Genomic DNA, 8729 nt, shown 5'->3' with positions numbered 1-8729 from the left:
TTTTACAATCCAATTCTTTTAAAACCTTGAGGATTTTGTCGTAATTTGCTTGAAAGTTGTGCATATAAATTATAGTGTGGTTACTACAATTTACTGCATTTTAGCAGTTTGCACAACTTTTTCTAAATGCACAACGGGTTTTAGTAATAAAAATCCCTCTATGAAGGTTTCACACTTTCTAACTATCTGCTATCTTCGTATTCATGAACCCGAGTATTTTACAAACACCTATAGACTATTTAAAGGGAGTTGGTCCTAATCGAGCCGACTTACTTCGTACAGAACTCGGCGTACACACCTATCAAGACCTTATTAATCTGTTTCCAAATAGATATATTGATAAGACACGGTATTATAAAATCAACGAATTGCAACGTAATAATGCCGATGTGCAGGTTATAGGAAAGATAACTAGCCTAAAAACTGTGGAACAAAAACGGGGGAAGCGTTTAGTAGCAACTTTTGTGGACGATACCGGTCAAATGGAATTGGTTTGGTTTAGAGGACATAAATGGATTCGGGAAAGCATAAAAATAAATCAGCCATATGTTATTTTCGGAAAAACAAATTGGTTTAACGGGTTTTCTATGCCACATCCAGAAATGGAATTGTTGGAAGAACATGAAAAAAGCCTACGTACCGCAATGCAACCTGTATATCCTTCCACAGAAAAGCTTACAAATAAAGGAATTACCAATAAAGTAATTAATAAAATAATGCAACAGCTTTTTGTGGAAACAAAAGCACGCTTTTTTGACACCCTTTCTGCGGAATTATTAGACGAATTAAAGCTTATTTCTAAAAGTAAAGCACTATTTAATATTCATTTTCCTCAGAGTCAAGAATTATTAGCTAAAGCCCAATATAGATTAAAATTCGAAGAACTTTTTTATATTCAATTACAACTCATCTCTAAAAACCTAACTCGAAAAAATAAAATAAAAGGGTTCAATTTTGACCAGGTAGGAACTTTATTTAATACTTTTTATGCAGAGCACCTTCCTTTTAAATTAACAAATGCACAAAAACGTGTAATTAAAGAAATTAGAAACGATTTAGGAAGTAATGCACAAATGAACCGTTTATTGCAAGGAGATGTGGGTTCTGGAAAAACAATTGTAGCACTTATGTCGATGCTTTTAGCTATTGATAACGGCTTCCAAGCATGTCTTGTTGCTCCTACTGAAATTCTTTCACAGCAACATTACAACGGGATTCTAGAGCTTGTTAAGCCATTAAATATAAAGGTGAAACTATTAACAGGATCATCTAAAAGCTCTGAAAGAAAAGAAATTCATGAAGCATTAGAAAACGGAGAACTCCAAATACTTATTGGTACCCATGCAATTTTGGAAGATAAGGTTCTTTTTAAAAATTTGGGACTCGCTATTATAGATGAGCAACACCGTTTTGGAGTAGCTCAACGTGCCAAATTATGGCGTAAAAATAATATTCCGCCTCACATATTGGTTATGACGGCCACCCCCATCCCACGTACGCTAGCAATGAGTTTATACGGAGATCTAGATATTTCTGTTATTGATGAACTCCCTCCTGGTAGAAAAGCAATCAAAACAGTACATCGGTATGATAGTAACCGATTAAAAGTATTTCGTTTTATAAAAGATGAAATTGAAAAAGGACGACAAATTTATGTGGTCTATCCGCTTATTCAGGAGTCAGAAAAATTAGATTATAAAGATTTAATGGATGGTTACGAGAGTATTGTTAGAGAATTTCCGCAGCCAACATATCAAATTTCTATAGTACACGGACAAATGAAGCCTGCTGATAAAGACTATGAAATGGAACGTTTTGTTAATGGAGATACCCAAATTATGGTTGCAACAACAGTGATTGAAGTTGGGGTAAATGTACCAAATGCCTCCGTAATGATTATAGAAAGTGCTGAGCGCTTTGGACTCTCTCAACTCCATCAATTACGTGGACGTGTAGGACGTGGTGCAGAACAGAGCTTTTGTATTTTAATGACTGGACATAAACTTTCTAACGATTCTAAAACCCGTCTGGAAACAATGACACGTACTAATGATGGATTTGAAATAGCAGAAGTTGACCTTAAACTACGCGGACCGGGAGATCTTATGGGAACACAACAAAGCGGGGTTCTTAATTTAAAAATTGCAGATATAATTAAGGATAACGAAATATTAAAATCGGCTCGCTATTATGCCTTACGGATTTTAAAAGAAGACTCGAGCCTAGCAATGGAAAAGAACAAAATAATTAGGTATACCTATCAAATGTTGATTAAACATAAAAATATCTGGAATTATATTAGTTAGCAGGAATAGGCACTATAAAACTGTTGGCGGTTAATTATTTTCAGTCATTAATGTCCGAATAAAATACAAGACCGCTTGGCTGTAAGAGAAAAGAACAAAGACTAAACCTGAACTATTACAAAATGAGTAGTTTAAAGAAACAACATTACCAACTCCTCTTTTTATTCATTTTTCTTGATAGTAAGGGGGGCTATTTTGAAAACCTCATTTTAAGCCTTGGTATAAGTGGAGTACAATAAATCCCGTTAACTTTTATCGGACAACAATAATTTTTCAGTATAAAAATAAAAGTAATAGCATTTATTATATTATTTGAGCTATTTGATATGTTTTCCACATCATAATTAAACGATTATAAATAAATAGCCATTCAGAAAAAAGAAAAACTAATGAGGGGTTCTTATTACACTGCGGATTATTATCTTTGCACCTCAAAATAAATAAAAGTAGCAAGTGAAAATTTCATACAACTGGTTAAAGCAATTTATTCAACTTGATTGGGAATCTGAGAAAACAGCAGAACTTTTAACCGATTTAGGTTTAGAAGTTGAAGGAGAAGAAACTTTCGAATCGGTAAAAGGAGGATTAAAAGGAATTGTAGTTGGACATGTTTTAGAGTGTGAGCAACACCCAAATGCAGACAGACTAAAGTTAACAAAAGTTGATATTGGAACAGGAGAACCTTTACAAATTGTATGTGGTGCTCCAAATGTTGCCAAAGGTCAAAAAGTACCCGTAGCTACTATTGGTACTACTTTATATGATGATAAAGGAGAGCCTTGGGAGATTAAAAAAGGTAAAATTCGTGGAGAAGCTTCCTATGGGATGATTTGTGCAGAAGACGAGCTTGGTTTAGGTAAAAGTCACGACGGAATTTTGGTGCTTGATGATGCGTTAGAACCTGGAACGCTATGTGCCGATTTATTTAAGATTGAAAACGATACTGTCTTTGAAATCGGATTAACACCAAATCGTGCAGATGCGATGAGTCATCATGGAGTAGCAAGAGATTTAAAAGCTGGTTTACTTCAAAAAGATATTAACCTTGAACTCATTACACCTTCTGTAAGTAGTTTCCATGTGGATAACCGTACGCTTAGAATGGAGGTTGACGTAAAAAATAAAGAACTTTGTCCACGTTACTGCGGAGTTACTATTTCTGGAATAAAAGTACAATCGTCGCCAGATTGGTTACAAAATAGATTAAAAGCCATTGGTCTAACTCCAAAAAATAATATTGTAGATATTACCAATTACGTATTACACGAATTAGGACAACCGCTACATGCTTTTGACGCTAATAAGATAAATGGTAATAAAATTATAGTTCAAACCTTAGAAAAAGGCACAAAATTTACAACTTTAGATGAAGTAGAAAGAGAACTTCATGAAGATGACCTTATGATTTGTGATGCTGAAAAACCTCTTTGTATAGCAGGTGTTTTTGGAGGGGAGAATTCTGGAGTTACAGAAAATACTACAAATATTTTCCTTGAAAGTGCTTATTTCAATCCTGTTTCTGTAAGAAAAACAGCAAAAAGACATGGTTTAAATACAGATGCTTCTTTTAGATTTGAAAGAGGTATTGACATTAACACTACAAAATATGCTCTTTTAAGAGCTGCATTATTGATTAAAGAAATTGCAGGAGGTATTATTTCTAGTGATGCTGAAGATTTTTATCCAAAGAAATTTGAAGATTTTCAAGTATTCCTAACTTTCGAAAAGGTAAATAGTTTAATAGGACAGAATATTCCAACAGACACTATTAAATCAATTTTAAGTTCCCTAGAAATTAAAATCAACAATGTTACGGAAACTGGAATTGGACTTACTATTCCTTCGTATCGTGTGGATGTGCAGCGAGAAGTAGATGTAATAGAAGAAATTCTTCGTGTGTATGGATACAATAATATAGAATTTACAACTAAACTGAATGCTTCTATTGCTAGCACTTCTAAATTTGAAGATTATAAACTTCAAAATATAATAGGAAATCAATTAGCAGCTTTAGGTTTTTTTGAAATTTTAGCTAACTCCTTAACTACCCCTAAATATATGGAGTTAAGCCAGGATAATAAATCGGAATTTAATGTAACAATGCTAAACCCTTTAAGCAACGATTTATCGGTTATGCGCCAATCAATGCTTTTTAGTGGTTTAGAAGCTTTAAGTTATAATATAAACCGTAAAAGTGCCGATCTTAAATTTTTTGAATTCGGAAAAACATACCACAGTTTTGAAAGTGGTAGAATTGAAAATAAACATTTGAGCCTTTTAATTACTGGAGATCAGCATTCGGAAAGCTGGCGAGTTCAAAATGGGAAAAGCGATTTCTTCTTTTTAAAAGGAGTTATTAATAATGTATTGGAGCGTTTAGGATTGCCTACGCCAAAATCTGAACCTGTAACTTCGGATGTTTTTTCTGAAGGATTAAATTACAAGCTAAAGAAGAGAAAACTTGTTTCTTTTGGTATTGTAAACCACAAAATATTGAAGCATTTTGATATTAAACAGGAGGTTTTATATGCAGATTTTGAATGGGACGCTATTATTGACCTAGCAAAAGAGCAAAATATTTCTTTTGCTGAAATTTCTAAATATCAAGAAGTAAGAAGAGATTTAGCTCTGTTAGTAGACAAGCAAACTAGCTTTGAAGAGATTTACAACCTTGCTAAAAATAGTGAGAAAAAACTTCTAAAAGATATTAATTTATTTGATGTTTATGAAGGAGATAAAATTCCTGAAGGTAAAAAATCCTATGCGGTAAGTTTTACGCTTCAAGATGATAGTAAAACCTTAACAGACAAACAAATTGATAAAGTAATGAAGAAACTTCAAGGAAGTTTTGAATATCAATTAGGAGCTACTTTAAGGTAACAACATCTCAACTATAAATAACAAAAGACTGTCTATAAAGGCAGTCTTTTGTTATTTATAGCGTTTTACACCCAAAATCTCAAGGGTTTTTATCGGTTACCCAGTTCAACCATAATTCTTCAATACAGTTATAAAACTTAGCATCTCTAGGTTTAAAATTATAATTTGCTAAGCTTTTAAAAGAAAATTATAATTCATCTAATAAATAAAATAACTATAACTTCTTGAAATTAATTTTTAAAGTTCTCTAATCCCGATTTAAGCCACTCATAATACGCAATAGCTTCGGTATATTGTTGTGGTCCATTTAACAGTTCAAAATCTGGAGACATTAAAATATAGTATGGTTGTGAAGCGGTTTTAAAATTGATAGCTTGGAAAGTAGCCCACTTATCCCCTATTGTTTTTATAGACTTAACGCGACCATTATCCATTTTGTAATTAAACTGTAGATCTTCCGGTAAATCTTTCCTGTCGTCTACATATAAGGATATCAAAACGTACTCTTCATTCAAAATAGAAAATATCTCTGGTTCACTCCATACATTTTCTTCCATTTTACGACAATTTACACAAGCCCATCCTGTAAAATCTAATAAAATAGGTTTATTATTTTCCCTGGCATATTCCAAGCCTTCTTCAAAGTCTTTAAAGCAAGTAAGTCCAAGCGGACAATCACTTTCTTGTGGGTAGATACTATAAAATACCGGTGGTGGAAATCCGCTTAATAATTTTAAGTTAGACTCATTAGATTTCTGTAACCCTGGAATTAAATAAACAACAAAACCTATAATTGCTACTCCAAAAGCACCTCTGTAAAAGCTTAATTTTTTCTTAGGTCCATCATGAGGAAAACGTATTATCCCAAACACATATAACGTCATTAGAATCCCTATAACAATCCAAATACCAATAAATATTTCTCTCTTTAAGATTCCCCAATGCTCTACCAGATCGGCATTTGATAAAAATTTAAATGCTAATGCCAACTCTAAAAATCCGAGAATAACTTTGGTTGTTGTCATCCAGCCTCCAGATTTCGGCAACGATTTAAGCATATTAGGAAACAAAGCAAATAATGCAAAAGGCAGTGCTAAAGCCGCTCCAAACCCTGTCATTCCTACGGTTAGTTGCATTGCACCACCATCGTTAGATAGTGAACCTGCTAATAAAGAACCTAAAATAGGTCCTGTGCAAGAAAAAGAAACAATAGCTAGTGTTAATGCCATAAAAAAGATTCCAATAATCCCTCCTGAGCTAGAGGCAGAATCCATTTTATTTCCCCATGAAGATGGTAGCGTAAGCTCATAATAACCAAAAAATGAAAAAGCAAAAAACACGAAGATGACAAAGAATATAACATTAAGCCAAACATTGGTTGAGATATTATTGAGTATTTCTGGTGCTATGGAATCTAAAAAATGAAAAGGAACACTCAACGCCATATAAATTCCTATGATAAAAACACCATAAAGAATGGCATTAGAAATACCTTTTTTCTTGTTACTTGTTTGTTTGGTAAAAAACGAAACCGTTAAAGGAATCATTGGAAAAACACAAGGAGTAAGTAATGCAATAAGTCCTCCCAAAAAGCCTAAAATAAATAAGCTAGATAAATCTCGTTCTTTACTTACATCACTCCCATGAACATCTTTTAATAAATCTGTATTCTTTAATGGTAGCGCTAAATCTTCTGCAAGATTGATACTTTTGGAGTCTACTTCTTTAGTCCCAAAATCAACTTTACTTCCATCTAAAGAAAACCCTAAATCTGCATCATTAAAAATACAGCGCTGATCGTCGCAGGCTTGATATTCTACGGAACCAACAATACTATTAACAGTTGGGTTTGTAATTTTTACCCGTTGTTTAAATGTAACTTCTTCAGCAAAATATGACAATTCTTCTCCAAAAATCTGATCCAATTCTGTAATAGGTTCCTCCTCTTCTACATCCTCTATTAATTCATAATTACCTCCAGCATCTTTGAAAGAAAATGTAGTAGGAATAATAGAAGCTTCTTCCCCCAAAGGCTGATTTTGAGCGTACAAATGCCAATGCTCTTCAATAGTAGCTTTTATAACTAATTCATATTCTGAGTCAGAAACTTTTTCTACAGAAGTATCCCATTTTACAGGATTTTGAGCTTGAATTAAAGTAGTAACTAATAGAAAAAGTGCAACAAGTAAATTACGCATCTATAAAATGTATTTTTAAAATTTTCTCTGTTCTTTCGGTTACTTTAAATCGATTATCAGCACGTTTGCCTACAACCCAAATTATAGTGTTCTCACTATCACAAAGCAACCATTGATTTTCTTTTGAAATAAGCGAATACTTTTCGTCTTTAAAAAACTTACTCAATTTCTTCTTACCTTCCATTCCAAAAGGGTAAAAATAGTCACCATTTTCCCATTTTCTAAGCTTTAAAGGAAACTTTAACTTTTCTCTATCTACGTAGATTGTATGTTGGTCTTCCTCTTTTATTCTTCCTACTAAATCGATAGATAATTTGATAGGCGCAACCACACTAGCTTGCTCTTTATTTATAAAAAAATGAGAAGGATTTACATTATCAATTAATGGTGTAATAATTATTTCATCTCGATTCTTAATTAACCGATGGGTATCAGAAAAAAGCTGCTTTCCACTTTGCGATTCTGTAATAGAAACTAAATCTGAAGGTTCTTTAAATCCATAATCCTTGAAAAGATAATATAAATACGTTTCTTTAGGCAATAACTTTTCTAAGGCAGAAATAGGAACTACAACCTCGTCTCCTCTTTTATTAAAAACATCCAATCGTAATATATCGATATGATTATTTAATATCTCAGAAGCGCCTTTTAAGTGATTTTTCGTGTTTTCAAAACTCTTTAAAATTCCAGGATTTATTTCTTTTAACTTCGGAATTAAATCGTGTCTGAATTTATTTCTTAAATATTTTGTTTCAGCATTACTACTATCTTCCCGCCACTTAATATTTTGTTGTAAAGCATATTGAAAAATATCATCTCTCGAAAAAGGCAATAACGGGCGGACAATAAAGTCATTTATTTCTGGAATCCCAGTTAAACCATCGATACCTGTTCCTCGTGAAAAATTAATCAGAAAAGTTTCCAAATTATCGTCTGCATGATGAGCAGTTAACAAATACTCAAAGCTTAGAATTTCTTTTTGCGCTTTAAACCATTGATATCTTAACTCACGAGCAGCAATTTGTGTAGAAACCTTATGTTTTTTTGCATAGTCATCAGTATCAAACAAAACACTATAAAAAGGAATTTTAAGCATTTCTGTTTGCTGCTGAAGGAATATTTCATCCTCATTACTAGCCGCTCCTCTTAATTGAAAATTACAATGCAAAACTTCTATATTTATCTGCAATTGATGACACAAATACGTAAGCACCATACTATCAATCCCCCCACTAGATGCTATTGCAACTTTGGAAGTTAATAGATATGGAAAATGTTTTGTAATATGCGTTTTAAAATTATCTAGCATTTAGCAAAGGTAGTTAAAGCCAATTTTAAAAGAAGA

General features: G+C 32.8%; 4 protein-coding genes. 2 read left to right on the top strand and 2 right to left on the bottom strand.

Going from position 1 to position 8729, the window contains the following annotated elements:
• Nucleotides 1–203 precede the first annotated feature (203 nt).
• A complete protein-coding gene (recG, locus tag AC13CQ_RS13270) occupies nucleotides 204–2306 on the top strand; it encodes an ATP-dependent DNA helicase RecG (protein WP_008615065.1) in 2103 nt (700 codons plus the stop codon).
• A 453-nt stretch (nucleotides 2307–2759) separates the two neighbouring features.
• Complete coding sequence (gene pheT / locus AC13CQ_RS13265) at nucleotides 2760–5186, top strand: phenylalanine--tRNA ligase subunit beta (RefSeq protein ID WP_008615066.1); 2427 nt, start codon at nucleotides 2760–2762, stop codon at nucleotides 5184–5186.
• Between the two features lie 230 nt (nucleotides 5187–5416).
• On the opposite strand, the gene AC13CQ_RS13260 is transcribed toward pheT, so the two are convergent.
• Together AC13CQ_RS13260 and tilS are read right to left on the bottom strand one after the other, a co-directional pair.
• On the bottom strand, nucleotides 5417–7384 hold the full coding sequence (locus AC13CQ_RS13260) for a protein-disulfide reductase DsbD family protein (protein WP_008615067.1): 1968 nt from the start codon (nucleotides 7382–7384) through the stop codon (nucleotides 5417–5419).
• Nucleotides 7377–8693 (bottom strand): tRNA lysidine(34) synthetase TilS, encoded by a 1317-nt coding sequence (tilS, locus tag AC13CQ_RS13255; RefSeq protein WP_008615068.1) that lies wholly within the window; start codon nucleotides 8691–8693, stop codon nucleotides 7377–7379. The genes AC13CQ_RS13260 and tilS overlap by 8 nt, the downstream gene beginning before the upstream one ends.
• Nucleotides 8694–8729: the final 36 nt, after the last annotated feature.

It is taken from the genome of Galbibacter sp. L-19 (genome assembly GCF_056857615.1).
Note: the sequence above shows the minus strand (reverse complement) of the source record. Positions and strands in the feature narration are given on the sequence as shown.